Origin of the sequence: Amycolatopsis acididurans, assembly GCF_012328925.1 — a bacterium.
Lineage (GTDB): Bacteria > Actinomycetota > Actinomycetes > Mycobacteriales > Pseudonocardiaceae > Amycolatopsis_E > Amycolatopsis_E acididurans.
The window spans coordinates 21,769-43,772 of record NZ_JAAXLS010000038.1; the positions used below are offsets into that span (position 1 = coordinate 21,769).

25 protein-coding genes and 1 tRNA gene are annotated in these 22,004 nt (G+C 69.8%); 12 read left to right on the forward strand and 14 right to left on the reverse strand.

Translation table 11 applies throughout. From position 1 onward, the window contains the following. The first annotated feature begins 24 nt into the window (after positions 1-24). Positions 25-1,002 (forward strand): ABC transporter substrate-binding protein, encoded by a 978-nt coding sequence (locus tag HFP15_RS32255; protein ID WP_168520573.1) that lies wholly within the window; start codon positions 25-27, stop codon positions 1,000-1,002. A 43-nt stretch (positions 1,003-1,045) separates the two neighbouring features. Here HFP15_RS32255 and HFP15_RS32260 read toward each other — a convergent pair whose 3' ends face one another. The 3 genes from HFP15_RS32260 to HFP15_RS32270 are packed head-to-tail and all read right to left on the reverse strand — an operon-like array spanning position 1,046 to position 2,672. After that, positions 1,046-1,756 carry an isocitrate lyase/PEP mutase family protein gene (locus tag HFP15_RS32260; protein ID WP_168520574.1) on the reverse strand — a complete coding sequence of 237 codons (711 nt, stop codon included), beginning with the start codon at positions 1,754-1,756 and terminating at the stop codon, positions 1,046-1,048. Continuing rightward, positions 1,753-2,211: a carboxymuconolactone decarboxylase family protein gene (locus tag HFP15_RS32265; protein ID WP_168520575.1), complete on the reverse strand. Its 459-nt coding sequence runs from the start codon at positions 2,209-2,211 to the stop codon at positions 1,753-1,755. The genes HFP15_RS32260 and HFP15_RS32265 overlap by 4 nt, the downstream gene beginning before the upstream one ends. After that, the gene (locus tag HFP15_RS32270; protein WP_168520576.1) at positions 2,208-2,672 is read right to left on the reverse strand and encodes a carboxymuconolactone decarboxylase family protein; all 465 of its coding nucleotides are present in this window, start codon (positions 2,670-2,672) and stop codon (positions 2,208-2,210) included. Before HFP15_RS32270 ends, HFP15_RS32265 begins: the two co-directional genes overlap by 4 nt. Positions 2,673-2,718: 46 nt before the next feature. Here HFP15_RS32270 and pdxR point away from each other — a divergent pair, with 46 nt between their 5' ends. Continuing rightward, positions 2,719-4,104, forward strand: a complete 1,386-nt coding sequence (pdxR, locus tag HFP15_RS32275) for a MocR-like pyridoxine biosynthesis transcription factor PdxR (protein WP_168520577.1) — start codon at positions 2,719-2,721, stop codon at positions 4,102-4,104. On the opposite strand, the gene HFP15_RS32280 is transcribed toward pdxR, so the two are convergent. Further along, positions 4,084-4,701 (reverse strand): TetR/AcrR family transcriptional regulator, encoded by a 618-nt coding sequence (locus tag HFP15_RS32280; protein ID WP_168520578.1) that lies wholly within the window; start codon positions 4,699-4,701, stop codon positions 4,084-4,086. The genes pdxR and HFP15_RS32280 overlap by 21 nt on opposite strands. Before the next feature lie 72 nt (positions 4,702-4,773). On the opposite strand from HFP15_RS32280, the gene HFP15_RS32285 reads away from it, so the two are divergent. Next, the gene (locus tag HFP15_RS32285) at positions 4,774-5,322 is read left to right on the forward strand and encodes a peroxiredoxin-like family protein (RefSeq protein WP_168520579.1); all 549 of its coding nucleotides are present in this window, start codon (positions 4,774-4,776) and stop codon (positions 5,320-5,322) included. Here HFP15_RS32285 and HFP15_RS32290 read toward each other — a convergent pair. The 3 genes from HFP15_RS32290 to HFP15_RS32300 are packed head-to-tail and all read right to left on the reverse strand — an operon-like array spanning position 5,280 to position 8,486. Continuing rightward, complete coding sequence (locus HFP15_RS32290; protein WP_168520580.1) at positions 5,280-6,317, reverse strand: NAD(+)/NADH kinase; 1,038 nt, start codon at positions 6,315-6,317, stop codon at positions 5,280-5,282. The two genes, HFP15_RS32285 and HFP15_RS32290, sit on opposite strands and share 43 nt — an antisense overlap. After that, a complete protein-coding gene (meaB, locus tag HFP15_RS32295) occupies positions 6,314-7,270 on the reverse strand; it encodes a methylmalonyl Co-A mutase-associated GTPase MeaB (RefSeq protein WP_168520581.1) in 957 nt (318 codons plus the stop codon). Before meaB ends, HFP15_RS32290 begins: the two co-directional genes overlap by 4 nt. Positions 7,271-7,298: 28 nt before the next feature. Then, complete coding sequence (locus HFP15_RS32300; RefSeq protein WP_168520582.1) at positions 7,299-8,486, reverse strand: acetyl-CoA C-acetyltransferase; 1,188 nt, start codon at positions 8,484-8,486, stop codon at positions 7,299-7,301. 117 nt (positions 8,487-8,603) lie between these two features. Here HFP15_RS32300 and mce point away from each other — a divergent pair, with 117 nt between their 5' ends. Continuing rightward, positions 8,604-9,047, forward strand: a complete 444-nt coding sequence (gene mce, locus HFP15_RS32305) for a methylmalonyl-CoA epimerase (RefSeq protein ID WP_168520583.1) — start codon at positions 8,604-8,606, stop codon at positions 9,045-9,047. On the opposite strand, the gene HFP15_RS32310 is transcribed toward mce, so the two are convergent. From HFP15_RS32310 to HFP15_RS32320, 3 genes are all read right to left on the reverse strand, one after another. Further along, positions 9,044-9,781: a hypothetical protein gene (locus HFP15_RS32310; RefSeq protein ID WP_312871864.1), complete on the reverse strand. Its 738-nt coding sequence runs from the start codon at positions 9,779-9,781 to the stop codon at positions 9,044-9,046. The two genes, mce and HFP15_RS32310, sit on opposite strands and share 4 nt — an antisense overlap. Positions 9,782-9,841: 60 nt before the next feature. Beyond that, entirely contained in the window at positions 9,842-10,420 is a 579-nt protein-coding gene (locus HFP15_RS32315; protein WP_168520584.1) for a TetR/AcrR family transcriptional regulator, read from the reverse strand. Between the two features lie 73 nt (positions 10,421-10,493). Further along, positions 10,494-10,865, reverse strand: coding sequence for an SPW repeat protein (locus HFP15_RS32320; protein ID WP_168520585.1), 372 nt, complete (start codon positions 10,863-10,865; stop codon positions 10,494-10,496). A 203-nt stretch (positions 10,866-11,068) separates the two neighbouring features. On the opposite strand from HFP15_RS32320, the gene ccrA reads away from it, so the two are divergent. The 4 genes from ccrA to HFP15_RS32340 are packed head-to-tail and all read left to right on the forward strand — an operon-like array spanning position 11,069 to position 14,960. Next, positions 11,069-12,415, forward strand: a complete 1,347-nt coding sequence (gene ccrA, locus HFP15_RS32325) for a crotonyl-CoA carboxylase/reductase (protein ID WP_168520586.1) — start codon at positions 11,069-11,071, stop codon at positions 12,413-12,415. A gap of 14 nt (positions 12,416-12,429) precedes the next feature. Continuing rightward, complete coding sequence (locus tag HFP15_RS32330; RefSeq protein WP_168520587.1) at positions 12,430-13,506, forward strand: coiled-coil domain-containing protein; 1,077 nt, start codon at positions 12,430-12,432, stop codon at positions 13,504-13,506. Positions 13,507-13,550: 44 nt separating this feature from the next. Further along, a complete protein-coding gene (locus HFP15_RS32335) occupies positions 13,551-14,000 on the forward strand; it encodes a universal stress protein (protein WP_168520588.1) in 450 nt (149 codons plus the stop codon). A gap of 6 nt (positions 14,001-14,006) precedes the next feature. Further along, a complete protein-coding gene (locus tag HFP15_RS32340) occupies positions 14,007-14,960 on the forward strand; it encodes an adenylate/guanylate cyclase domain-containing protein (RefSeq protein WP_168520589.1) in 954 nt (317 codons plus the stop codon). Here HFP15_RS32340 and HFP15_RS32345 read toward each other — a convergent pair. From HFP15_RS32345 to HFP15_RS32360, 4 genes are all read right to left on the reverse strand, one after another. Beyond that, the gene (locus HFP15_RS32345; RefSeq protein ID WP_168520590.1) at positions 14,931-15,965 is read right to left on the reverse strand and encodes an LLM class flavin-dependent oxidoreductase; all 1,035 of its coding nucleotides are present in this window, start codon (positions 15,963-15,965) and stop codon (positions 14,931-14,933) included. The genes HFP15_RS32340 and HFP15_RS32345 overlap by 30 nt on opposite strands. Before the next feature lie 317 nt (positions 15,966-16,282). After that, positions 16,283-17,518, reverse strand: coding sequence for an aldehyde dehydrogenase family protein (locus HFP15_RS32350; RefSeq protein ID WP_168520591.1), 1,236 nt, complete (start codon positions 17,516-17,518; stop codon positions 16,283-16,285). A 53-nt stretch (positions 17,519-17,571) separates the two neighbouring features. After that, positions 17,572-18,276: a M50 family metallopeptidase gene (locus tag HFP15_RS32355; protein WP_376768913.1), complete on the reverse strand. Its 705-nt coding sequence runs from the start codon at positions 18,274-18,276 to the stop codon at positions 17,572-17,574. Between the two features lie 314 nt (positions 18,277-18,590). Continuing rightward, on the reverse strand, positions 18,591-19,478 hold the full coding sequence (locus HFP15_RS32360; RefSeq protein ID WP_168520632.1) for a DNA-3-methyladenine glycosylase family protein: 888 nt from the start codon (positions 19,476-19,478) through the stop codon (positions 18,591-18,593). A gap of 100 nt (positions 19,479-19,578) precedes the next feature. Here HFP15_RS32360 and HFP15_RS44205 point away from each other — a divergent pair, with 100 nt between their 5' ends. The 4 genes from HFP15_RS44205 (at position 19,579) to HFP15_RS32380 (ending at position 22,003) form a co-directional block, all read left to right on the forward strand. Next, on the forward strand, positions 19,579-20,238 hold the full coding sequence (locus tag HFP15_RS44205) for an rRNA adenine N-6-methyltransferase family protein (protein ID WP_376768912.1): 660 nt from the start codon (positions 19,579-19,581) through the stop codon (positions 20,236-20,238). Further along, a complete protein-coding gene (locus HFP15_RS32370; RefSeq protein WP_168520593.1) occupies positions 20,235-21,170 on the forward strand; it encodes a S1C family serine protease in 936 nt (311 codons plus the stop codon). The genes HFP15_RS44205 and HFP15_RS32370 overlap by 4 nt, the downstream gene beginning before the upstream one ends. Positions 21,171-21,256: 86 nt before the next feature. Then, on the forward strand, positions 21,257-21,865 hold the full coding sequence (gene orn / locus HFP15_RS32375; RefSeq protein WP_168520594.1) for an oligoribonuclease: 609 nt from the start codon (positions 21,257-21,259) through the stop codon (positions 21,863-21,865). A gap of 65 nt (positions 21,866-21,930) precedes the next feature. Continuing rightward, a tRNA-His gene (locus HFP15_RS32380) sits at positions 21,931-22,003 on the forward strand. The last annotated feature ends 1 nt before the right edge of the window (position 22,004 follow it).

Genomic DNA, 22,004 nt, shown 5'->3' on the forward strand with positions numbered 1-22,004 from the left:
ACGACGAAGTAGGGAGTTGAGCTGATGAACAAGGTGCTCACCGCCGGCACGCTGGCCGCGGCGGCGGTGCTGCTGGCGGCGTGTGGTTCCGGTCAGGTCGGCGGATCCGGCGGCGATTCGGTGCAGAACAACAAGAGCCTCGTGCTGATCCCCGGCCAGCAGGCCGAGCCGTTCTACATCTCGATGCAGTGCGGCGCCGAGGCGGAGGCGAAGAAGCTGGGGTACACGCTCACCACGTCGGCGCCGCAGAAGTTCGACGCGGCGCTGCAGACGGAGAAGGTCAACGCACTGGGGTCGAATCCGCCCGGGGCGCTGCTGATCGCGCCGACCGACGACACCGCGATGCTCGCGCCGATCCAGCAGGTCGCCAACCGGGGCACCAAGATCGTCCAGGTGGACACCGCCCTGAAGGACTCGAGCGTGGCGGTCTCCTCGATCTCGTCCAACAACACCGAGGGCGGCCAGCTCGCCGCCAAGACGCTCGCGGACCTGGTGGGCGGCAAGTCCGGTTCGGTGCTGGTGCTCGACACGATCGCGGGCACCTCCACCACCGAGGCGCGCGCGAAGGGCTTCACCGACGAGCTGGCCAAGTACCCGAACCTCAAGTCGATCGGCGTGCAGTTCACGCAGAACGAGCCGGAGCAGGCGGCGGCGAAGGTCACCGCGGCGCTGGCGTCCACACCGGACTTGATCGGCATTTTCGCCACGAACCTCAACACTGGTGAGGGCGCGGCGACGGGTCTGCGCAACGCGGGCAAGGTCGGGCAGGTGAACTTGATCGGCTTCGACGCCAGCCCGTCCGAAGTGGACGGCCTGCGCAAGGGCGAGTACCAGGCGCTGATCGCGCAGGACCCGGCGATGATCGGGCGGCAGGGCGTGGATCAGGCCGCCGCGGCGCTGGAGAACAAGCCGGTGACGAAGACGATGAGCGCCCCGTTGCACTCCATCACCAAGGCGAACATGGACGCGAATTCGCAGTACTTCTACAAGCAGTCCTGCTGAACCCCGGCGAGGGAGGGTGCCGTGCCGGCACCCTCCCTCGCTCTCACAGCTGCTTGAGATACCGCGCGAGCCAGCCCCGCGCCGCGGCCCACAGACCGCCGCCGAGCGAAACCCGCGCCACCCCCAGCGAGGCGAGGTCCGCACCGTCGATGCGGTTGCCGTTGACCGCCGCCGGGCGCACGGCCTCAACGAACTCCCCGAGCACGTCGGCCGAGCGGATGCCGATCGGGTAGACGCAGTCCGCGCCCGCCTCCAGATACGCGCGCGCCCGCTCGATCCCCTCCGGCAGCACAGCCCGCTGATCGTCCTTCCGCAGGAAGACGTCGATGCGCGCGTTGATCACCAGGTCCGCGCCAGCCGCCTGGCGCACGGCGGCGAGGCGCTCGGCCTGTTCGGCGACCGGACGGGGCGTGCCCACGGCGTGGTCGGTGTCCTCCAGGTTGCAGCCCACCGCGCCCGTCGCGAGCAGGCGGTCGGTGAACTCGCGCGGCGCCAGGCCGTAACCGGACTCGGCGTCGACCGTGACCGGTACCGAGACCGCCCCGGCGATCCTGGCAGCGGCGGCGAACATTTCCTCGACGGGCGCCTTCTCACCGTCGCCGAATCCGAGCGATGCCGCGACCGCGACGGAACTCGTTGCCACCACAGGAAAACCGGCCTCTTCCACGACTCGCGCCGTGTCCGCGTCCCAGATATTGGGTAGCAGCAGCGGTTCACCGGGAACGTGGAGTGCGCGCAGCTTCGCGGCGGTCATCGTGCCTCCAGTGGCTTGCGGCTGGTCACGCCGAGCCGGTTGAGCGCGTTCATGGTGGTCGCGGCCCACGCGACGGCGACGTACTGCTCCTCGGTGAACACCTTCGTCGCCTGCCGGTAGACCTCGTCCGGGACGTCCTGCGTCTGCGACAGTTTCGCCATGGCCTCGGTCAGTTCCAGCGCGGCCCGCTCCTGCTCGCTGTAGAGATCGGTCTCCCGCCAGGCGGGCAGCAGGTACAGCCGCCGCTCGGTCTCCCCCAGTTCGCGCGCGTCGTGTGAATGCAGGTCCACACAGTAGGCGCAGCCATTCAGCTGCGAGGTGCGCAGCTTGACCAGTTCGATCAGCCGCTGGTCGAGCCCCGCGGCGGCCGCGGCCTTCTCCGCGGTCCTGGCCGCCGCGGCCAGATGCCGGTAGGCCTCGGGCAGCCCGGCGGAGAGCTGGATCCGCTCGCTCATCGCGCCGGCTCCGGCACCGGGGTGCGTGCGGTGACGTTGAGGCGGTTGAACGAGTTCATGATGGTCACGGCCCAGACGAGTGCCGCGTACTGCTGCTCGGTGAACGCGCGGGTGGCCTCCTCGTACACGTCGTCGGGCACGTCCTGGGTCTGGCCGATACGGGTCATCGCCTCGGCCAGCGCCAGCGCCGCGCGCTCCTGCTCGGTGTAGTCCGGGGCCTCGCGCCACGCGGGCAGCAGGTAGATCCGCCGCTCGGTCTCGCCGAGTTCCCGCGCCTCGCGCGCGTGCATGTCGAGGCAGAACGCGCAGCCGTTGATCTGGGAGACGCGGCTCTTGAGCAGTTCCAGCAGAAGCGGGTCGAGACCGGCGTCCGCGGCGGCCTTCTGGACCGACTCGTAGAGCTCGATGAGGTGCGTGCGCTGGTCCGACAGGATTCTGCCGGGCGAGATTCGAGTGCTCATGACATTCACGCTAGCGACAACTGGCACACGTGTATGGTCCAGTCACATGGCGGAATCGTGGTCCAGTGCCGGGTGGGACGTGCACCTCGACTGGAGTCCGGCGTCCGGCAGGCGCGGCCTGGCCGACGCGCTGCGCCGCGCCATCCGCGACGGGCGGCTGCCGGCGGGCACGGCGGTGCCGTCCACCCGCGCGCTGGCCATCGACCTCGGCATCGCGCGCGGCACGGTCACCCGCGTCTACGCCGACCTCACCGCCGAGGGCTACCTGCGCACCACGCAGGGCGCCCCGACGCGCGTCGCGGCGGACAGCGCCACGCGGCCGCCCGCCCGCGACGTCGCCGGGCCCCGGGCGGCACCGTGGGTGCCCGCCGTCCGCTGGGACTTCTACCCCGGGCGGCCCGATCTGTCGTCGTTCCCGCGCGCCGCCTGGGTTTCCGCCACCCGCAAGGTGGTCGCGGAGACTCCCGCGAGTTCGTTCGACTACGGCGACGAACGCGGTCCGGCGGCGCTGCGGGAGGCGCTGGCGCGCTACCTCGCCCGCAGCCGGGGCGTGGTCGCCGATCCCGAACGCATCGTCGTCTGCGGCGGGTTCAACCACGCGCTCACCGCGCTGAGCCGCGCGCTGCACGAGCGCGGCGACCTCGCGCTGGCGTTCGAAGATCCCTCCCTGCCGCAGTTCCGCGACACGGCCGCGCGGAGCAGGCTGCACATCACCGGGGTGCCCGTCGACGAGCGCGGGATCATGGTGTCCGAAATAGACAGTCCGGCGGTGGTCGTGACCCCGGCGCACCAGTACCCGCTCGGCCACACCCTCGCACCCGAACGCCGCCGGGAACTGGCGCGCTGGGCGAGCGCCGGCGGGCTGGTGATCGAGGACGACTACGACGGCGAGTTCCGGCTCGACCGCCAGCCCGTCGGGTGTGTGCAGGCGCTGGCGCCGGAACGGATCGTCTACGCGGGCACGGCCAGCAAGACGCTGGCCCCGGCGCTGCGGATCGGCTGGCTCGTGCTGCCGGGGGCCCTGGTCGAGCCGGTGCGCGCGGCGCTGGCGGACACCGGATGGCGGGCACCGGCGCTGAGCCATCTGACTCTCGCCGAGCTGATCTCGTCGGGCGCGTACGACCGCCACGTGCGGCAGCGCCGGACGGCCTATCGCAACCGCCGGGACCGTCTGCTGGCCGCGCTGCCGGACGGTTTCACGCCCACCGGGATCTCCGCCGGACTGCATCTGCTGCTCCAGGTGCACGGCGACGAGCAGGAGTACCTCGCAGCCGCCCGGAAGAACTCGGTCGCGGTCGACAGCCTTGGCAGGCACTGGATTTCCGACAGTGATCATCCACAAGGGATAGTCGTCGGATACGGATCGCCCGCGGAGCACGCGTTCGGGCCCGCACTGGAAGCGCTCGTGCGCTCACTGGCCGGTAAGTCCTAGGCCCCGCAGGAGAATGTCGAAACCCCGTCGGAACTCCTCGTCCGGCGCGATGTCCCGCGCACGGGCCGCGGTCTCGGACAGGATGGGAAACTCCTCCGGCGGCAGCGCCGCGAGCGCGGCGGTGCCGGCACCGGACAGCGCGCTGAAGTACTCCACCTGCAGCGCGCCGAACACGTAACCCATGATCGCCCGGAACGCGATCACCCGCTGCTTGCCGGTGATTCCCGCCTGGGTCAGCACGGAGAGCATGACCTCGCCCCAGCGCCGGGAGCTGGCCGAGCGATGCCGGTGCGCCAGCAGCAGCGGCACCACCGCGGCGTGCCCGGACACGGCGGCGCGTACCCGGTCGGCGAGCACGCTCAGGCGTCTGCCCGCCGATCCGCGCGGCATCGTGAGATCGACTTCGGCCAGTACGAGATCGACCACCAGCTCCTCGACCTGATCGCGGTCGGAGACATAGCGGTACAGCGACATCGTGCCCATGCCGAGCTCCCTGGCGACGGTGCGCATCGACAGCGCGTCCAGCCCGTCCCGGTCGAGGACGGCAAGGGCCGCGATCGCGATCTGGTCCGGGGTCAGGGAACGAGGTCGTGGCATGGCGTTTGACAGCGTACAGCATACGCGCATACGTTCGTAGGCGTACACCGCACCCTTACAAAGGAGCCTTCGATGCGCCAGGTCACCCCACGGTCGCTGACCGCCGTCTCCGGTGAAGAAGTCCCCGTTCCCGACCCGGAACGACTGGTACACCTGCAGTTCCGCCGGTTCGCCGGCTGCCCGATCTGCAATCTGCACCTGCGCTCGATCGTGCGGCGCCACGACGAGATCACCGCCGCGGGCATCCGCGAGGTGGTGTTCTTCCACTCGCCCGCCGGTGAACTGCGCTCCTACGACCTGCCGTTCGCGGTGATCGCCGATCCGGGCAAGGGCTACTACCGCGAGTTCGGCGTCGAGTCGGGTCGTCGCGCACTGGGACCGCGCGCGTGGGGCGCCATCGTGCGCGGTTCGGCGCTCACCCTGCTCGGCAAGTACCGTCCACCGGCCACCAGACAGGAGAACGGCAGACTCGGCCTACCCGCCGATTTCCTGATCGACCCCGGCGGCCGGGTCCTCGCGGAAAAGCACGGCGAGCACGCCTACGACCAGTGGTCGGTGGACGAGCTCCTCGCGCACGTCTACTCCGGTCCCGGATGCGCCAGATCCGGCGGCAAGGGCTGATTGGGCGCGTAGGCCGGAGCCGGACCGTCCGCGAGCGCGGCCGCCGAGTCGACCAGACCGAAGCGATCCCTCACCCGGCCCAGGAAATCGTGTTCGGTGAGGCGCACGAGCTGCGACTTGCGCGGGCCGCCGTAGACGCTGATCCAGTCGCCGGGATCGAGTACCCCGCGCAGTTGCCCGTCGACGCTCACCGCGACCTGACCGGAGTGCTCCAGCACGAGAATCCCGATGTGCTGCCGGCAGTCCAGCACCACGCTGCGGTTGAACACCATGTGCGCCGCCACCGGCGTGAACACCAGCGCGTCCAGCTGCGGCGACAGGATCGGGCCACCGGCGGAGAAGCTGTAGGCGGTGGAACCGGTCGAAGACGCCACGATGAGCGCGTCGGCGGAGTAGGACGCGAACAGCTTGCCGCCGACGTACACGGCGAGGCTGGCCTGCCGGTCGCGGGCCAGCTTCTCCACCACGATGTCGTTGAGCGCCAGCACATCCAGCGGCACACCCCAGCTGTCCTGGCCGTTCATCCCGGGCCGCACGTGCGGCGGCGGCAGCACCGGGCCACGGCCGTGCCGCAGCATTCCCTGGATGTTCTCGGGAATCTCCAGCGCCCGCGACGCGCGCATGGTCAGCGTCATCCGCGAGTCGACATGGATGTCGCCCCGGTACACCGCGTCCAGGGCGCCGGTCAGCTCGTCGGTGCTGACCTCGGTGAGAAACCCGACGCGGCCGACGTTCACGCCGAGCACGAGCGCGCCGACCGCCCCGGCGATGCGCACCCCGCGCAGGAACGTGCCGTCGCCGCCGACCGTGACCACGAGATCGGGGTTGCCCGCCCGCTCGGCTTCTTCGCGCGCGTTGAGCCGATGGTCGTCCCAGACGTCGATGTCGACGCAGGCGATGCCGTGTTCGCCCGCCCAGCGCCGCACTTCGCGTGCGGCCTCCCGGGCGGGTGGCTTGCCGCCGTGCACGACGAGTCCGACCCTGCGGACGGTCATAGCTCGTCGACCAGCTTGTCGGCGGCGGCGTACGGGTCGAGGGCCCGGTCCACGACCTCACGCGCCAGTTTGGTCAGGCGGTCGCCGCCGTGCAGGTCCTCGATCTCGGATCGCAGGCGCCGCAACGCGATCGCCTCGACCTCGCTCGCGGCCCGGTCCGTGCGACGGCGCTCCAGTTCGCCGTACGCCACGAGCCAGTCGTGATGATCGGCGAGGGCGCGCACCAGATCCTCGGCTCCTTCGCCGCGCGCGGCGACCGTCGGCACGATCGGCTGGCGCCAGCTCTGGCCACGAATCTCCCTGCGCGCGAAGGAAATCATCTGCTTCAGATCGCGGACCACGGTTTCCGCGCCGTCCCGGTCGGCCTTGTTGACCACGAACACGTCGGCGATCTCCAGCACCCCGGCCTTCGCGGCCTGGATGCCATCGCCCATGCCCGGCGCCAGCAGCACGACGGTGGTGTCGGCGAGCTTCACCACGTCCACTTCGGACTGTCCAACGCCGACGGTCTCGATGAGCACCACGTCGAAGCCCGCGGCGTCGAGCACCCGCACGGCCTGCGGTGTCGCCCAGGACAGTCCGCCGAGATGCCCGCGCGTGGCCATCGAGCGAATGAACACGCCGGGATCGGTGGCGTGCTCGGACATCCGGATCCGGTCGCCGAGCAGCGCACCGCCGGAGAACGGCGACGAGGGGTCGATCGCGAGCACCCCGACCCGCTTTCCCGCCTTGCGCAGCGCGGTCAGCAGCATCGAGGTCGAGGTCGACTTGCCGACGCCGGGCGGACCGGTGAGCCCGATGATCCGGGCGTTGCCGGTGTACGGCGTGAGCGCGGCGGCGACCTCCCGCAGGCGCGGATGCGCGTCCTCGACCAGCGAGATCAGCTTCGCGACCGCGCGCGGCTGCCCTTCCCGCGCGCGGTCGACCAGCTCCGGGACGTCCAGGGGTGGCATGGCACCCATAGTGCCCCTTGCCGCGAAATCAGGCAGCGGGCACCTTGAGCAGCAGCGCGTCGCCCTGACCGCCGCCACCGCAGAGCGCGGCCGCGCCGAGCCCGCCACCGCGGCGCCGCAGCTCGTGCACCAGGTGCACCGCCAGGCGAGCACCGGAGGCGCCGATCGGGTGGCCGAGCGCGATCGCGCCGCCGTTGACGTTGACGATGTCGGGGTTGAGCCCGAGCTTTTCGGTGGACACCAGGCCGACCGCCGCGAAGGCCTCGTTGATTTCCACCAGGTCCAGCGCGCTCACGTCGAGCTTCGCCTTCGCCAGCGCGGCCTTGATCGCGTTCGACGGCTGCTCGTGCAGGCTCGCGTCCGGACCGGAGACCACGCCGTGCGCGCCGATTTCCGCCAGCGGGGTCAGGCCCAGCTCCTCGGCCTTGGCGCGGCTGGCGACGACGACCGCGGCCGCACCGTCGGAGATCTGCGAGGCCGAGCCCGCGGTGATGGTGCCGTCCGAGGCGAACGCGGGCCGCAGCTTGGCCAGGCCCTCGGCCGTGGTGTCGCCGCGCACGCCCTCGTCGGTGTCGAAGACGACCGGGTCGCCCTTGCGCTGCGGAATGCTCACCGGCGCCAGTTCGTCCTTGAACAGCCCGTTCTTGATCGCCGCGGCCGCGCGCTGGTGCGAACGGGCGGAGAACTCGTCCTGCGCCGCACGCGTCAGGCCGTAGCGGCTGTTGTACTTCTCCGTCGAGGAACCCATCGCGACCTGGTCGAACGCGCAGAACAGGCCGTCGTGGGCCATGTGGTCCAGCATGGTGACGTCGCCGTATTTGAACCCGGACCGCGACTTCGGCAGCAGATGCGGCGCCTGCGTCATCGACTCCTGGCCACCGGCGACGACGATGTCGAACTCGCCCGCCCGGATGAGCTGGTCGGCCAGCGCGATCGCGTCGAGGCCGGACAGGCACACCTTGTTGATGGTCAGCGCCGGCACGTCCATCGGGATACCGGCGGCGACGGCGGCCTGCCGGGCGGGAATCTGGCCCGCGCCCGCGGTCAGCACCTGGCCCATGATCGTGTACTGCACCGCCTCCGGCGCCACGCCGGCCCGTTCGAGTGCGGCCTTGATCGCCACCCCACCCAGCTGCGCGCCCGAAAAGTCCTTCAGCGAACCCAGCAAACGCCCAACGGGGGTGCGAGCGGCACCCAGAATCACCGAACCGGACAAAGCAGCCTCCAAAGACGAACGTCGGCGGTCTCGTATAACGGTACCCGGCGGCGCAGCTCAGTACAGGTGTGAGCCGTGGCACGGGTGAGGGCGTTTCGGCTGCCCTATGCTCGGCGTATGGAAGACGCGCTGAAGGCGTACGTGACCACTGTCGACCACGTCGGAATCGCGGTCCCGGATCTGGATGCCGCGATCGACTTCTACGCATCGGCCTTCGGCATGCGGGCCACGCACACCGAGGTCAACGAGGAACAAGGCGTCCGCGAGGCCATGCTGCACGCGCCGGGCGACGAGTCCGGGCCCGCGGTCCAGTTGCTCGCGCCGCTGCGACCGGACTCCACCATCGGCAAGTTCCTCGACACCAAGGGTCCCGGCCTTCAGCAGGTCGCGTACCGCGTGACCGATATCGAGGCGGCCGCGGAAGCGTTGCGCGCCAAGGGTTTGCGGCTGCTCTATGACAAGCCCAAGCGCGGCACGGCGAACAGCAGGGTGAACTTCGTGCATCCGAAGGACGCCGGCGGCGTGCTGGTCGAGCTGGTCGAGCCCGCCGCCGAGCACTAGCTCGCGGCCGGGAAGGCGTAGAAGCGCACCAGCACTTGCCGGGCCCCGGGGCCGGGGCGGCGGCGCAGGCGGCAATAGCGGGTCAGCAGCTCGAGGTACTCGGCCTCGAACGCGCGCAACTCCGCTTCGCTGAGCTGTGCCGACGCCCGCTGTGCCTTGCCCCATGGGCCGAACTCGTCACGGTGAGCGGCCGCCCACGACAGAAGCTCGAGTTCGCGCTCGTACTTCCCGTCGAGGTAGTCCGCGACGCGGGCCCGTTGTGCGGCAGGGAAGTCCTCGGGCCTCGGCTCCCGGACGTATTCCGGCGCCCCGCTCCGCAGCGGCGCTGCTTCGAGGTCGTGCAGGGTCAACTCGTGGGGACGCAGGTCTCCGGTCAGCAACCGCCGCGCCGTCAGGACCAGAAGCAGCGCGATCGGCACCTCGGCGGACACGGCGAGGGCCACGCTGGTCCAGCGGTCCGGCGAGGACCAGTCGAGCAGAACGTCGAACCAGGCGTCGCAGCACAGCAATGCCGCTGTCGCGGCCAGCAGCGGCACCGCGGCGCGACGGCGCCGGAATCCGAGCCAGGCCGCGCTCGCGAAACAGCACCCCAGTGCGACGTCGAAGCCGACCCACGCGGTGCGCCACTGCTCGGTTTCGTAGCTCTCGGGCAACGTGCGCACCAGGTAGCCGATCCACGGCACGAGGCACATGGCGCCACCCGCGAGCAACACCAACAACATCCGCCGGATCACGAGATCGAAGCTAGTACCGTCCCGGCTCCGGCAGATCCGGGATCTCCCCGGATATCGCCCCTAGGTCACCGCGGGGCGCGGCGCGAGGGCGTCGGCGATGAAACTCAGCTCCCGCTCCATCAGGTCGGGCGGATCGTCCCCGGCATGCCGCGCGACCGAATGCCGGTAGCTCACCGCGAGCGCGAGCAGCCCGGCGGCGCTGTCGACGTCCGCCACCGCCACGCCGCCCTGGCCCGCCGCCAGAATCACCGCCCGCACCTGCCGGACCAGCGCCTGGAACCGTTCGTGCAACGCGTCCCGGACCGCGCGATGCGTGTCGGCCTCGCGCCAGAGCAGATGCGAAAGCATCCGCGAGCGGGCCAGCCTTGCGTCCAGTTCGGAGACCAGGCGGCGGAGGCTCTCGGCGATATCGCCGGGCACGACGACCGTCGCGGGGTCGAGCTGCTCGTCGGGAAGTCGCTTGATCAACGCCGAAAGCAGATCGGACTTGCGCCGGAAGTAGTAGTGCACAAGACCCTTGGGGACCTTGGCGCGCTCCGCGATGCGGGACGTCGGCGTGGCGTCGAATCCGGACTCGGCGAACAACTCCTCGGCCGCGATGAGAATCCGCTCCTTCGCCGCGAGCTCGTCCTTCCCCATCACAGCCACCTCTTTTCCGCAAACCTCAAGGCCACCTTAGACGCAAGGTGGCCTTGAGCGATCGGTTCCGATTTCAGTGCTGTCCCGCCATGCCCCGGTGCACGGCGTTGGCGACCGGAAGAGCCGCGGCGCCGACGACGATCGTCAGTCCGCCGAGGATCCACGAGGACCAGGACGCGCCGGTCATGCCCGTGTACGTCATCACCCATGGCGAAATGAACAGCAGCGCGCCCAGCACGATCTGCACGCCTTCCCCGTAGACCAGCCCCGGCATCGCCAGCGAGAGCAGACCGTCCAGTGCGATCAGGGCGCCCAGCACGATCATCGTCCACATCGCGGTGTTGTCGGTGCTCACCCAGAGGAATGACAGCACCGCCAGTGCCCCGAGTACGACCTCAGCCCAGTCGTGCGGGCGCGTCCACGCACGAGTCGCGGTTTCGGCCATTGTGACCACCTCCGAAAACCTTCCGTCGGGACCGCTTCCACCACGGTCCACACCGTCATGATGCGCTTGATTGGCCGGCCGGTCAATCACGTTCCGAACAGGGTCAAACGGACATACCCACTGGGGTGAGGGTCAGCACTGGCACAACCGGTTACCGGCCAGTAATGTCATGCCTTCGAACACCGCGCAGAAAGGCCCCATCAATGACGCACGGGACCATCAAGGAGATCCGGGAAGCCATCCTCTCCGGCGACCTCGGCGCGATCGGCGCACTGGACATGCCGGAGTCCTACCGCGGCGTGACCGTGCACGCCGACGAGACCGGGATGTTCGACGGCCAGCACAGCCGCGACAAGGACCCGCGCAAATCGCTGCACGTCGACGAGGTGCCGGTGCCCGAACTCGGCCCAGGCGAAGCGCTGGTCGCGGTGATGGCGAGCGCCATCAACTACAACACGGTGTGGACCTCGATCTTCGAGCCGCTGCCCACGTTCAAGTTCCTCCAGCGCTACGGCAAGCTCTCCCCGCTGGCCAAGCGGCACGACCTGCCCTACCACGTCGTCGGGTCGGACGCGGCCGGCGTCGTGCTGCGCACCGGGCCGGGCGTGCACAACTGGAAGCCGGGCGACGAGGTCGTCGCGCACTGCCTCAACGTCGAGCTGGAAGGCCCGGACGGGCACAACGACACGATGCTCGACTCCGAGCAGCGGATCTGGGGCTTCGAGACGAACTTCGGCGGGCTCGCCGAGATCGCGCTGGTCAAGGCGAACCAGCTGATGCCCAAGCCCGCGCATCTGACGTGGGAGGAGGCGGCCTGCCCCGGGCTGGTCAACTCCACCGCCTACCGCCAGCTGGTCTCCCGCAACGGCGCCGACATGAAGCAGGGCGACGTGGTGCTGATCTGGGGCGCCTCGGGCGGGCTCGGCTCGTACGCCACCCAGTACGCCCTCAACGGCGGCGCGATCCCGGTGTGTGTCGTGTCCAGCCCCGAGAAGGCGGAGATCTGCCGCAAGCTCGGCGCGGAACTGGTGATCGACCGCAACGCGGAGGGCTACCGGTTCTGGAAGGACGAGCACAACCAGGATCCCAAGGAGTGGCAGCGGTTCGGCGCGAAGATCCGCGAGCTGACCGGTGGCGAGGATCCCGACATCGTGTTCGAGCATCCCGGCCGCGAGACCTTCGGCGCCTCGGTCTACGCCGCGCGTAAGGGCGGCACGATCGTCACCTGCGCGTCGACCTCGGGGTATGTCCACCAGTACGACAACCGTTATCTGTGGATGAACCTCAAACGGATCATCGGCTCCCATTTCGCCAACTACCGTGAGTCGTGGGAAGCGAACCGGTTGATCGCCAAAGGTTTGATCCACCCGACGCTGTCGAAGACCTATTCGCTCGACGAGACGGGGCAGGCGGCACTGGACGTCCACCGCAACGCTCACCAGGGCAAAGTCGGCGTGCTGTGCCTGGCGCCGGAGGAAGGTCTGGGTGTCCGCGACCCCGCGACACGCGAGAGGCACATCGACCGCATCAACGCGTTCCGTGGCGCGTAAGTAGTCTGGGGCTCATGAGCCTAGGCGACGAACGGGAGCTTGTACCGCTGGGCGCCGGCTTCGATCTCGCGAAGCGCGGCTACGACCGGCACCAGGTCGACGAGCACCTGGAACGGCTGGACGGCGATCTCAAGATGCTCGCCGCCGACCGTGACGCCGCCATTTCGCAAGCGGGCGACCTGGCGCGGCAGCTGGAGCAGGCGCGCGGCGAGATCGACAACCTGCGCGGTCAGGTCGAGCGCCTCGGCCAGCCGCCGACGACCGTCGAAGGGCTGTCCGAACGGCTGCAGCGCATGCTGCGGCTCGCGCAGGACGAGGCCGCCGACACGCGGGCGCGGGCCGAGGCCGAGGCCGGGCACATCCGTGCCAAGGCCGAGGCCGACGCCAGCGCCATGCGGGCCCGCTACGAGCAGCTGCTGTCCGAACTCGACGCACGCCGTAAGGAGATGGAGGCCGAGCACCGCAAGGTGCTCGAGACCGCGCGTGGCGAGGCCGAGTCGATCACGACGAAGGCCAAGGAGGAACGCGACCGCCTCGACAGCGAGGCCGAGCAGCGCCGCGCCCAGGTCGAGGAGGACTTCGAGATCGCGATGGCGGCGCGGCGCACCGAGGCGATGCGCGTGCTCGCCGAGCAGGAGGCCGCCAGCAAGGCCGAGGCCGAGCGCCGCGTCCGCGAGGCCACCGAGGAGGCCGCGTCGATCCGCGCGAAGGTGGCCGACGAGGAGAAGACCGCCAACGCGGAGATCGACCGCCGCCGCCGCGAGTCCATCGAGGACGCCAACCGGCGCAAGCAGGACTCGATCACCGAGGCCAACGCCCGGCTCGCCGAGGCGACCGACGAGGCGCGCCGCCGGGTCCGCGAGGCGACCGAGGAGTCCAACCGCCGGATCAACGCCGCCGCCGACCGCGTCGAGGCCCTGCGTAGCCTGCGTGCCGGCATCGCCGAGCAGGTCAAGGCCGCGAAGTCGGTGCTCACGGAGGCCAGTTCGGTACTCGGCGAGGCCGAGCCGGCGATCGAGCCGCTGCCGGAGGAGCGCGAGTCGGTGACCAGTACGCCGAACGGGGCTGCGGCCAAACCGACTGACGAGTAACCTACGGGTCCACGCGTAACGCGCTCTCTCCCGGAGGGACTTTGATGACGGCTTACACCACGGTAGTTGTAGGTACGGATGGTTCTGACTCGTCGTTCCGCGCGGTCGACCGCGCCGCGGCGGTGACGGCGGACTCGGGTGCGCAACTCGTGATCGTCTGCGCCTACTACCCCGCCAGCCGCGGTGACGTCGAGAAGGCCCAGGACGTGCTCCGCGACGAGGCGTACCAGGTTGTCGGGTCGGCCCCGGCCGAGGACACCCTGCAGAGCGCACGCGACCGCGCGGTCAAGGTCGGCGCGACCAACATCGAGACCGTCGCCGTGGTCGGCGAGCCCGTCGAATCGCTGCGCAAGGTCGTGCAGGAGCGCTCGGCCGACCTGCTCGTGGTCGGTAACCGTGGGCTGAACACCCTGGCCGGGCGCATTCTGGGCTCCGTGCCGTCGGAGGCCGCGCGCAAGTCCGGGGTCGACGTGCTGATCGTGCACACGACGTAGGACGCAGTGGATCAAGAGCGACTCGAACGCATCCTGCTCGGCGGCGACCGCCGGTACACACGCCTGGAGGTCGCCGACCGCGCCGGGGTCCCGATCGAACGGGCCACCCGGCTGTGGCGGGCGCTGGGGTTCGCGACGGTCGACGACGACGCCGTCGTGTTCACCGACGCCGACGTCGACGCCGTGCGCACCGCGGACCAGCTGATCTCGTCCGGGCTGCTCGCCGCCGATCTGGAGGGCGCGGTCGCCAGGGCGCTGGGCCAGCACCTGTCGCGGCTGGCCGAGTGGCAGGTGCATCTGCTGTGGACGCTGATCACCGACAACCCCGACCTCGGCAGCGACGACAAGCAGATCATCCGGCTGGTGGAGCTGCTGGTGCCGGAGCTGGAACGGGTGCAGAACTTCGTGTGGCGACGGCATCTGACCGCGTTCGCCGGGCGTGCCCTGGCCACGCCCGAAGAGGACCTCGAGGCACGCACCGAGATCGTCGGATTCGTCGACATGGTCGGCTACACGCGGTTGACCCGCAGGCTGCGCGAGGCCGAGCTGAGCGGTGTGCTGGAGCGGTTCGAGGCGCTCGCGACAGAGATCGTGGCCGAGCACCACGGGCGGATCGTCAAGATGATCGGTGACGAGGTGTTGTTCGTGGCCGATTCGCCGCACGACGGCGCGGAGATCGCGCTGGCGCTGACGCAACGGACGAGTGCCGACGACAGCCTGCCGGATGTGCGGGCCGGGATGGCGTCGGGCCGGATCCTGAGCCGGTTCGGCGACGTGTACGGCGCGGTGGTCAACCTGGCCAGCAGGCTCACCTCCATCGCGCGCCCCGGCACGATCCTGATCGACCGCGAGCTGGCGTCCGAACTGTCCGGAGACCCGGACTACGTGGTGCGGGCGCGGCGTTCGGCATCCGTGCGCGGCTATTCGCGGCTACGCCCCTTCGCGCTGCGCCGGGCCTGACCAGCCCAGCGCCGGGCCGAGCTTGGTCGCGAGATCGGTCAGGATCTGCAGGTAGTCGTCGTGCTCGAAGGTGAACGGCAACGCGAACGCGACCTCGTCGACCTCGCGGAAGGCGACGTGCGCGTAGAGCTGCTCGGCGATCCGGTCGGACGGGCCGACCAGGTCCGGGGCGAACATCAGGCGCGCGGGCCCCTGCGGCGAGGCGGTCCGCGGTGTGCGCGCCCGGACGTAGGCTTCGTATTTCGCGCGCTGCTCCGCTGAGGCGCTGTCGGTCGGGATCACGACCAGTCCCTGCGAAACGCGGGCGCGCTCGCCCTCGGGATGCTGGGCGCGAAACGCCCGGATGTGGGACAGCTGGATCTCGGCGAAGTCCTCGGACTCCTCGGCCTTCACGACACTGCTGGTCAGGAAGTTCATCGCGTTCTCGCCCGCCCAGCGCGCCGAGCGCAGGCCGGCCCCGCCGTACCAGAGCCGCCGCGCCAGCCCTGGTGAATGCGGTTGCACCCGGTCGGAGTAGACCTCGATCCCTTCAGTGCCGCGGAAGCCGCTGGCCGGTTCGCCGCGGATGAAGCCGAGCAGCCTGCGGACGCGCTCGTACCCGAAATCCTCCGCGTCGGCGGTGTCGGGATAGAGGGCGTCCTTGACGTGTTCCCAGTGCGTCGGCGGGCCGACGCTCATGCCGGGGTTCAGCCGTCCGCCGGAGAGGATGTCGACGGTCGCCAGATCCTCGGCGAGACGCAGCGGGTTCTCCCAGCCGAGCGGCATGACAGCGGTGCCGAGTTCGATGCGGGTGGTGCGCTGCGTGGCGGCCGCGAGCACGGCGACCGGCGAGGAGATGCCGAGCTGGAAGTGCCGGTGCCGCACCCAGGCGCTGTCGAAGCCGAGCCGCTCCCCCAGCTCGATGATGTTCAGCGTCGACTCGTGCCCCGCGCGCGGATCGCTCTCGTCGAACAGCCCGATGGTGAGAAAACCCAGTCTCCGCAACGGTTGCGAGGGCAGCGGCACGGTGATCCTCCATCCGAGAGCTTCGTCCGCCATCCTTCCAGCCACCCAGACGGTGGCTCGCATGGTGAGATGAGGTGCCATATATCGCGCCGTGCCGCGGGCTGGCGCTGCTGCAGCCGCTTCAGCAGGCACCGCAGCGGCGGCCGCGCACCGCAGCACCCGTCGCGGTGGCCGACCAGCACACCCATCCGCCACAGCAGTCAAGCGGCACACCGGCCGCCACAGTGGCCGAGCAGCGGTCCGCCCGCCCCGGTCGCCGAGCACGGCGCCGCCGACGCCCCTTCGGGGCCAGGTAGCGACGCCGACGCCCCTGCCGATCAGGCAGGAAGGACAGCGTACTGCCGGACGTAGAGGTCGGTGTAGGTCACCGGGCCCCGCGGACCGGGGACCTTGTCGAGGTTGATGCCCGTCTCCGGCACGGCGAGGAGCTTGAAGCCGTCCAGCAGGCGGGTCGGCGCGTTCCAGAACACGCCCGTCCCGGTGTAGCCGTCGAAGAAGGCGTCGGCCGCGGCGCGGTCCTCGGTCGCGATGCCGGCCGCCAGGCCTGACGTCTGCTCGTTCGCGATGCGTACGGCTTCCTCGAGCCCGCCGACCTTGGCCACGGTCACGGTGGCCTCACGCTCGGAGTCGAGGGCCCATTCGTAGCCGATCGCGTGGTCGTGCGGGGCCAGCGAGGGCGTCACCTGCCGCTCGGCGAGCGCCTCGGAGATCACCGGCCACAGCTGGTCGTGCGCAGCCGTGTGGATCAGCAGCAGGTTCAGCCGGTTGCACACGCCGAGCCGGTCGAGGCTGTTCACGACCAGCGACCGCACCTTGTCCGCGTCCGCGGCGGCGTCGACGTACAGCACTCCGCCCCCGTCGGCGTGCGCGAGCGTACGGACGCCGTGCGTCGCGGCCTCCGTGGCCAGGGCACGCGTGCTCTCCCCGCTGCCGCGCAGGATCACCAACGGCACCAGGCCGGGCAGCTGCACCAGCGCGCTCGCCGCTTCGCGCTCGACGCGCGGCACCAGTTGCACCACGTCCGAGTCGATCCCGGCGTCGGCCAGTGCGGGCGCGATCACGACATCCACCAGCCGCTGCGCCGACCCCAGCGCGGCCGAGCCCGTACGGAGCACCCCGGCGTTGCGGGACTTGACGAGCTGCGAAGCGACGTCGACCGTCACGTTCGGGCGCGCCTCGTAGTTGGCTCCGATCACACCCACGGGCCGGCGCCGCTCGACCAACCGCAGCCCGCCGTCGAGCGTGGAGATCGGGATCGAGCGCTCCTGATGAGGCGCGCCGGCGAGCAGCCGCAGCTGTTCGGCCATGCCGGTGAGGCGCTGCTCGGTGATGGTGAGCCGGTCGAGCAGGCCCGCGCTCATGCCTTCTTCCCGGGCTTTCGCGACGTCGGCCTGGTTGGCCGCCAGCACCTGCTCGCGTGCGTCGAGCAGACGCTGCGCCATCGCGCTCAGCGCCGCGTCGATGGCCTCATCCGGTGCGCTGGCCAAAGACGGCGCCGCCTGCTTGGCCGCCCGTGCGCATTCCTCGACTGCCTTGGCCACCTCGTCGGACACTGCCGTTCCCTTCGCGCTGGATCGTGTTCCCACCAGTGTGCCGTATGAGCTGCTCAGCTCCGGAGCGCGGGCTCGAGCAACCAGGCCGCGCCGACCAGCAAGCACGTTATGCCGATCACCCCGAGGATGAGCAGCCACAGCGATGGCGGCACGCCGGTCAGCCGCGCGAGCTGGTCGGCATCGGAATCGCGAGCCGCACCACGGCGGCGCTTGCTCTGCAGCTCGATGACCGGCCGGATCCCGCCGAAGAGCAGGAACCACGTGATCAGATACACGAACCACGCCTGCACCTGCGGCCCCGCGACGAGCGCGAGGACGGCGAGGCCGGCCGCCGTGAGCAGCACGGACAGCACCCCGTAGGCGTTGCGCACCATGATGAGCACGCCGAGCAGCAGCAACGCCGCGAGGACGAGGAGCACCGTGATCCGGTCGGCGGCCACCAGCGCAGCGAAGGCCAGACCGAGCAAGGCGGGGGCCGGATACCCGGCAAGTGAGGTCAGCACCATCCCCGGCCCCTCCGGCTTACCGCGCGACACGGTCACGCCCGAGGTGTCCGAATGCAGGCGGATGCCCTGCAACCGGCGCCCGGCCATCACCGCCACCAGCGCGTGCCCGGCCTCGTGCACGATCGTCACGACGTTGCGCGCCATTCGCCACGGAGCCCCGGACAGCACGAGCAGCAACGCCACGGCACCGGTGATGACCGGCACCCAGAACGTCGGATTCGGCTGCGCGTCGAGAAGCCCCGAAGGTGACACCAAGTCGCCCGTATCCACGAGAAGCACGCGGGCAGCTCACCACATTGGACGTCTGCCCTGTGTTACGCCCCCGGCCGTTTCCGGCCCCGCCCCGGTGCCGCCTCGCCTGAGGCGCGACGCCACCCGTCCACGGCCAGGCGCGTACGGTCAGCGGCCATCAACGTCGCGGGTCAGGCCATCACGGGGCCAGGCCTTCACGGTCAGCCACCGCCGGCGCGCCCAGACCGCGGCGGATCGACTGGTCCGCCGCACCCGCCGACAACTCGTCCCCGGCCGTCTACAGCGTCACCTCCTCGATTCGGTGGACGTACGGATCAGGAATTGGCACGAACCTCGGCATTCGTGCGCATGAGAAGTGCGACCCAGCTTCGAAATGGTCGCCACCGCTCTGCGACCTGCGCGAGTTCGGCGGCATCGGCCGACGGGAGGTCGTAGGCGATGCGCATCTCCGCATGAAGGCGTTGTTCGTTGCGCGGGAACACATCCGGATGCCCGGCACCACGGACGAGGATCAGCTCTGCCGAGAACGGGCCGATTCCGCGCAGTCGGCGAAGCTGCTCCATCGCGTCCTCCGCTTCGAGCGAGCGCAGCACGGCCGCCTCGAGCACTCCCTCTTCGGCCGCGGCCGCGATCGCGTGCAGACGTTCCGTCTTCAGTTCGGACAGGCCGGGTAATCGCTCGAGCCCGGCGAGCACGGCAGGCGCCGGGAACGAGGCCAGCTGCCGGCCCGCGACGTCGATCGTCTGGCCGTACTCCTCAGCTATCCGCTGCTTGATCCGCGCGGCCTGGGTCATGCGAATACGGTGGCCGATGATCGTCCAGCACGCCGCTTCATACGGCGAATAGAACAGCACGGGTCGCAGCCCCGGATACCGGGATTGCAGGGCCCCCACGACCGGATCCGCACGCCCGACCGCGGCGAAGTCCCTGCCGTCGACGTCCAGGGACAGGATTCTTCGCACTTGCTCGACAACAACGGGATCCTCGGTATCGACGAAGATCTCGCCGGGCCGCTCCTGCCGTATCCGGACGCCGACGGGCTCCCAGCGGCCTTCTGCCGGAAAGGCCATCCGCAGAGTGCCTGACTCGTCGGCGGCATCCGGTCGCGCGGCAGGCGTGAAGCCCTCCAGGAACTGTGCCGAGGCTGCCAGGTCGAACTCGCCCTGAACGTCGATGCGGGTCTGCTGAACTGCGCTGATCATGGGTTTCCTCCCACTGTCGGTGATCGTGTGCCGACCATAGCGACGGGCACCGACAATTTCAGAGCTCTCAACGCACGCTGACGCCTCCGGCGTCGGCGGGATGCCGCCGCATGCCCGCGGCACATCGTGCCGAGCGCTCCGGTGGCGTGCATTTCCCTGCCTCGCAACGGATCACGCCTCGAGCGCGCAGGTTCTCGCGATGGAACGAGACGCACAGTTCGTGAAAGCACTTCGCCAAAGATTCGGCGACCGGATTCGCGTGAGCGAGGCAGACATCGGAGATTTCCCTTTGCCACGAGGGAAATTCACGGTGGTCGCGAGCATTCCATACGCGTTGCCGACGGAGCTGTTCCGCCGATCGCTAAGCCCACAGCGAACGAGGCTCCGAACCGCGTCGATCATCGTAGAATGGGGTTTCGCCAAGAGGTTGACCGCCGCCCGGGCAGGTGACCTCGAGCAGGCCCGGTGGGCGGCACGCTTCGGCATTCGTCTCGTTTCCCGTGTCGCCGCGTGGATCGACTCGGCGCACGTGACGGTCCGGCGAAACCACACGATGGGGGAAAGAGCACTGTGGACACTTCTCGAAACCGTATACCGCTCACCGTCGCGACCCGCGAAGTCGGTACTCGCGCCAGCGGGCGGGAAACCTGACCGCGACCGCGAAGGCTGCGCTGAGATTTCTCAGCTTTTTCTTCTCAGCAGATTTCTGGGTTGTTCCACAGGATCCTCACAACATGCGGCGCGAAGCTCACTGGCATGAGCGAGAACGACTTCGGGCGGGGCCGCGTGACCGGGTACCTGCCGCCACAGCAGCAGAGCTACCCGTACTACACGCAGCAGCCCGGGACGGTCCTCGCCCCACCGCCGCCGCCTAAGAAGCGCGGCCGCGCCGCCGCGCTCGTCAGTGCCACGGCCGTGGCCGCGGCGCTGGTCGGTGGTGCCGGTGGAGCCGCGATCGTGGGCTTGCACGGCAACTCGTCAGCCGCCGCGTCAAGCACGGCGGCCGCGCAGACCGTCTCGGGCACGACGAACACCGATGTCAGCGCCGTCGCGGCCAAGGTGCTCCCCAGCGTTGTCCAGGTCAACGTGACCACGAGGCAAGGCGAAGCCATCGGTTCGGGTGTGATCCTCAGTTCGGACGGCAAGATCCTCACCAACGCGCACGTCATCGACGGAGCGGAGGGCTCGGTGACGATCACGTTGTCGGACGGGACCAAGTACCAGGCGAAGGTGCTCGGCGCGAACAGCACCGCGGACATCGCGGTGCTCCAGGCACAGGGTGCGAGCGGGCTCACCGCGGCGACGCTGGGCGACTCGAGCCAGCTGAAGGTCGGCGAAGAGGTCGTCGCGATCGGCTCCCCCGGCGGGCTGCAGAACACGGTGACTTCCGGCATCGTCAGCGCGCTCAACCGGAAACTGTCGGACATCGGTACCGGCGAGGAGCAGAGCTCTCCGTACGACCACACCAGCAACCAGACCAGCAATGCGCCCAGCTACACGGCGATCCAGACCGACGCGGCCATCAACCAGGGCAACTCCGGTGGCGCGCTCGTCGACATGCAAGGGGAGGTCATCGGCATCAACTCGGCCCTGTACAGCCCGTCGGGCACGTCGGCCGGATCCGTCGGAATCGGCTTCGCGATCCCCATCAACGACGCGAAAACCATCGTCAGCCAGATCGAGAACAGCTGAGCCCACCGGGGGCGACGGAACGGGCCGTGGTCGGGGCGGCCCGTTCCGCTGTGCCGGGCACCGGGCGGGCGCGTTAGGGTTTTCCGGTGACCGACCGTCTTGTCTGGATCGACTGCGAGATGACGGGGCTCGACCTCGCCAAGGACGCACTGATCGAAATTGCCGCACTGGTGACCGACGCCGACCTCAACATTCTCGGCGAAGGACTAGACCTGGTGATCCACGCCAGTGACGAGCAGCTCGCGAACATGCCGGATGTCGTCCGGGAAATGCATGCTCGATCCGGACTGACCGAAGAGGTCCGCCGCTCGACGGTCACGCTCGAGGAGGCCGAGGCGCAGGTGCTCGCCTACGTGCGCCAGCACGTGCCGGACGCCAACAGTGCTCCGCTGGCCGGCAACTCCATCGCCACCGACCGGGGCTTCATCGCACGGGACATGCCCGCACTGGACGGGCACCTGCACTACCGCATGGTCGACGTGTCGTCGGTCAAGGAACTGGTCCGCCGCTGGTACCCGCGCATTTACTACGCCAAGCCGGAGAAGGGGCTGGCCCACCGTGCGCTGGCGGACATCAAGGAGTCCATCAGCGAACTCGACTACTACCGCGCGACCGCGTTCGTGCCGCAACCGGGTCCCACCAGCGACCAGGCGCGCGCCGCGGCTGCTGAGGTGCGGGAACGCCACGGCGGGTAACCCGTGTCGGGCCCGCCGGAGCGGCACGCTACGATATCGGGGCTGAGGTCGTATGGCCTCGCGCGGTGGGTGTAGCTCAGCTGGTAGAGCACCTGGTTGTGGTCCAGGATGTCGCGGGTTCAAGTCCCGTCACTCACCC

What these genes read in the sequence shown, in the direction of transcription:
- HFP15_RS44205 (WP_376768912.1), top strand. Translation starts at nt 19,579, where the DNA reads ATGCCGCCGCATGCCCGCGGCACATCGTGCCGAGCGCTCCGGTGGCGT.
- HFP15_RS32360 (WP_168520632.1), bottom strand. Translation starts at nt 19,478, where the DNA reads ATGATCAGCGCAGTTCAGCAGACCCGCATCGACGTTCAGGGCGAGTTC.
- HFP15_RS32270 (WP_168520576.1), bottom strand. Translation starts at nt 2,672, where the DNA reads ATGAGCACTCGAATCTCGCCCGGCAGAATCCTGTCGGACCAGCGCACG.
- HFP15_RS32330 (WP_168520587.1), top strand. Translation starts at nt 12,430, where the DNA reads ATGAGCCTAGGCGACGAACGGGAGCTTGTACCGCTGGGCGCCGGCTTC.
- HFP15_RS32255 (WP_168520573.1), top strand. Translation starts at nt 25, where the DNA reads ATGAACAAGGTGCTCACCGCCGGCACGCTGGCCGCGGCGGCGGTGCTG.
- HFP15_RS32280 (WP_168520578.1), bottom strand. Translation starts at nt 4,701, where the DNA reads ATGCCACGACCTCGTTCCCTGACCCCGGACCAGATCGCGATCGCGGCC.
- HFP15_RS32285 (WP_168520579.1), top strand. Translation starts at nt 4,774, where the DNA reads ATGCGCCAGGTCACCCCACGGTCGCTGACCGCCGTCTCCGGTGAAGAA.
- pdxR (WP_168520577.1), top strand. Translation starts at nt 2,719, where the DNA reads ATGGCGGAATCGTGGTCCAGTGCCGGGTGGGACGTGCACCTCGACTGG.
- meaB (WP_168520581.1), bottom strand. Translation starts at nt 7,270, where the DNA reads ATGCCACCCCTGGACGTCCCGGAGCTGGTCGACCGCGCGCGGGAAGGG.
- mce (WP_168520583.1), top strand. Translation starts at nt 8,604, where the DNA reads ATGGAAGACGCGCTGAAGGCGTACGTGACCACTGTCGACCACGTCGGA.
- HFP15_RS32320 (WP_168520585.1), bottom strand. Translation starts at nt 10,865, where the DNA reads ATGGCCGAAACCGCGACTCGTGCGTGGACGCGCCCGCACGACTGGGCT.
- HFP15_RS32335 (WP_168520588.1), top strand. Translation starts at nt 13,551, where the DNA reads ATGACGGCTTACACCACGGTAGTTGTAGGTACGGATGGTTCTGACTCG.
- HFP15_RS32265 (WP_168520575.1), bottom strand. Translation starts at nt 2,211, where the DNA reads ATGAGCGAGCGGATCCAGCTCTCCGCCGGGCTGCCCGAGGCCTACCGG.
- HFP15_RS32315 (WP_168520584.1), bottom strand. Translation starts at nt 10,420, where the DNA reads ATGGGGAAGGACGAGCTCGCGGCGAAGGAGCGGATTCTCATCGCGGCC.
- ccrA (WP_168520586.1), top strand. Translation starts at nt 11,069, where the DNA reads ATGACGCACGGGACCATCAAGGAGATCCGGGAAGCCATCCTCTCCGGC.
- HFP15_RS32260 (WP_168520574.1), bottom strand. Translation starts at nt 1,756, where the DNA reads ATGACCGCCGCGAAGCTGCGCGCACTCCACGTTCCCGGTGAACCGCTG.
- HFP15_RS32290 (WP_168520580.1), bottom strand. Translation starts at nt 6,317, where the DNA reads ATGACCGTCCGCAGGGTCGGACTCGTCGTGCACGGCGGCAAGCCACCC.
- HFP15_RS32370 (WP_168520593.1), top strand. Translation starts at nt 20,235, where the DNA reads ATGAGCGAGAACGACTTCGGGCGGGGCCGCGTGACCGGGTACCTGCCG.